The organism is Johannesbaptistia floridana (assembly GCF_057440575.1).
The window spans coordinates 1-3,052 of the sequence record NZ_JALKVM010000106.1 but is presented as its reverse complement, the minus strand read 5'-3'; the positions used below and the strand labels follow the sequence as shown (position 1 = coordinate 3,052).

Annotated in this window: 4 protein-coding genes; 1 reads left to right on the top strand and 3 read right to left on the bottom strand. The window is 37.7% G+C overall.

Annotated features, from left to right (window positions below; translation table 11 throughout):
- The 3 genes from MW688_RS07705 to MW688_RS07695 all read right to left on the bottom strand — a co-directional run.
- Nucleotides 1–578 (bottom strand): restriction endonuclease subunit S (locus tag MW688_RS07705; RefSeq protein WP_486735366.1); only part of this gene is annotated, 578 nt, incomplete at its 3' end.
- Nucleotides 579–684: 106 nt separating this feature from the next.
- Nucleotides 685–1,761 carry an ABC transporter permease gene (locus MW688_RS07700; protein ID WP_486735365.1) on the bottom strand — a complete coding sequence of 359 codons (1,077 nt, stop codon included), beginning with the start codon at nt 1,759–1,761 and terminating at the stop codon, nt 685–687.
- A gap of 3 nt (nt 1,762–1,764) precedes the next feature.
- The gene (locus MW688_RS07695; protein ID WP_486735363.1) at nt 1,765–2,535 is read right to left on the bottom strand and encodes a YebC/PmpR family DNA-binding transcriptional regulator; all 771 of its coding nucleotides are present in this window, start codon (nt 2,533–2,535) and stop codon (nt 1,765–1,767) included.
- A 127-nt stretch (nt 2,536–2,662) separates the two neighbouring features.
- Here MW688_RS07695 and MW688_RS07690 point away from each other — a divergent pair, with 127 nt between their 5' ends.
- A complete protein-coding gene (locus MW688_RS07690; protein WP_486735362.1) occupies nt 2,663–2,890 on the top strand; it encodes a phage holin family protein in 228 nt (75 codons plus the stop codon).
- The last annotated feature ends 162 nt before the right edge of the window (nt 2,891–3,052 follow it).

Here is a 3,052-nt window from a genome sequence, read left to right as displayed (position 1 = left end):
AATTTAAAAACTTCCCACTCTTTAGGATTGGTAACAGGATCGCCAAACATCTCCAAAAAGAGCGATCGCCGTAATTCTTCAGTTAACTTTATTGCCTCTTGGCGCTTACGTCGTATTTCGTATGCTTTATCTAGTATTGCTGCCAGGCGTTTTTGTTTTTCTAGGGGGGGTAAAGGAATATTAATTGATTCTAGACAATCTTTATTAATAGCTTTAAAAGTACTTCCTTGGCCTTTTTCAGATAAAGATGGTTCTAAAAATTTAAAAAACCAATATAAATATTTTTGCTCAACTTGATTAACATCTCCGCGAATAGCCGCTAAGCCTCTACCAATACAGCATTTTTCTTTAGCGATATTTGTGGGTCCAACAGGTGCTCTCACAGATATTAATATATCATGCTTTTCTGCCAAACGTTTTGGTTCACTACACCATTTTATCGGAGTAGGATGTATATCACCAAATTCTGCTTTTCCTTGAAAAAAAGGAAAGCCTAATTTTTTATAATTATATGAACTACTTGATGGAGATTGACCCATTATTATGGAAGCAACTTGAGATAGTTTTTTTGTCTTCATTTCACCCTAACATCGCCTCCAACGCCTGCAAATCCTCTCTTATTTCCGCCTCTAAAGTCTATTGACCCAATTTGCTTGTTTTAGTACATCTATCACAGAAGCAGCACTATAATTTAGTATTATTCATCTGATTTCTCGGGTCTAAGGCATCTCGCAAACCATCTCCGAGTAAATTAAAAGCTAAAACAGTAACCACAATTACCCCAGCAGTAGGCCAAATTAACCAGGGATTCAGAACTAAAATAGAGGCATTAGTTCCCATCGATAATAGATTACCCCAACTAGGATCTGGTTGTTGAATTCCTAATCCAATCAAACTTAAAACCGATTCAGCAATAATAAAACTAGGAACAGTGAGAGTGGCAGAAATAATAATATAACTAGCGGTTTGGGGCAAAATATGACGTACAATGATAGAAAAAGAACTAGCGCCCATCGCTTTAGCGGCTTGAACAAATTCTTGTTCTTTGATAGCTAATACCTGTCCTCTAATTACTCTAGCTAATCCTGACCAACTAATAAAAGAAGTAATGCAGACAATAATCAAAAATCTTTGACCACTGCTTAAACCTAGGGGTAATACTGCCGCTAGAGATACTAACAGGTAAATCCCTGGAATAGTCATTAAAACTTCCACTAAGCGCATCAGAATTCCGTCTACAACCCCTCCAAAATAGCCAGAAATACCACCAACCATTAAACCAATAGGAAAAGATATAGCGATACCCACAATCCCGATAAATAAACTAATTCTACCGCCATAGATTAGGCGACTCAATTGGTCTCTTCCCTGTTCGTCGGTACCCAATATATTGACATGTCCTGGTCCTCTAGTACCAAATAGATGCCTATTTAGTTCTAAACCCAAGAAGTTATAGGTAAAACCGGGGACAAAAAGAGTAATTGGTGAAGGTTGTTGATAGTCACGAATCAATTCGCGATCGCCTGTTTCTAAATTAGTAGGGCCAATCGTGGTAGGATAGACATGGGGACCAATCCACTGATTATCTTGGTTATACCAAAATATTTTAGTTGGTGGTAGTAAAGACCCTTCCTCCTGAGACACATAGGGGTCATAGGGGGCAAAGAAACCCGCTCCAATGACGATAATATAAAAAGTAATTAGTATAATTGCCCCTATTCTAGCAAGGTTATTATTCCGTAGCTTTTGCCACCATTCCATTAATTAATTTACCTCAGTTAATGCCAATAAATCTTCCTCAAGGGTAAAGTTGGCTGTGACATTTTGCACATCGTCTAGAGATTCTAAAGTATCTAGAAGTTTTATGAGAGATTGTGCCTGTTGAGAATCTGTTACTTCAATTATATTTTCTGGAAGCCAGCGCAACTCTGCTTCTACCACTGGTAAATTATGGTCACGAAAAGTTTTATGGAGATTATCTAAGTTACTCACTTCCGTAAATACTTCTGCCCCTTTTTTTTCCTCATCTTCAATCATAGAGTAGTTTTCAGCGCCAGCATTTAAAGCAACCTCTAAAAGAGTTTCTTCACTAATATCTCCTTCTATTGTCACCACACCCAGTTGATTAAACATCCAACTGACACAGCCTGTTTCACCTAAGTTACCCCCATTTTTACTGAAAGTTGCCCGTAAATCCGCCGCGGTCCGATTTCGATTATCTGTTAAAGCTTCAATGAGAATAGCTACACCTCCAGGACCGTATCCTTCGTAACGAATTTCTTCCCAGTTTGTATCATCGTTTACATAAGTTCCAGCACCTTTGGCGATCGCTCTTTCAATATTATCGTTGGGAATGCCTGCGGCTTTTGCCTTATCTACTGCGGATCTCAGTTGACAATTAGCATCTACATCGGGTAAACCATTTCTAGCGGCTACAATAATTGCTCTCGATAGCTGTGTAAATGTTTTACCTCTTTTAGCATCAACTCTTGCTTTTTGGCGTTTAATATTTGCCCATTTACTATGACCTGCCATAAAAAATAATTATCTGAGCTTTTTCTTGCAATCTTGTTACAATTCTACCCTCTTCCTAGGAGTTTTGCCCAGAAATTGTTACAGTTAAACCAAGAATTAGATCTTAAAATTGGAGGTAAATTTAATCATGCTGAACTTTCTTTTAACTTGGTTATTAGCTACCATTGCCTTACTAATTACAGCCTATTTAGTACCTGGTGTAGTAGTTAGCAGTCTTACTGCTGCGGCAGTAGCTTCTATTGTGATTGGTTTAGTGAATGCGATTGTTAAACCGATTTTAGTTATTTTAACTCTACCACTAACTATTCTTACCGCTTCTAAAAATCTACTCAAATTTACTCAAACAGCAAAATAAGACAGAAAAAAGTCAGCGGTGTATATGATTGCCATGTAAAGTGTTTTTACTCCTTGCCAATTACTCGGTACTCTGTATCACTGACACAGACTCAATAATTGGCGTAGACCTTACATGCCCAGTTAGGGTAAACTTCGATACGATAAAAGGTATTCCTATTTA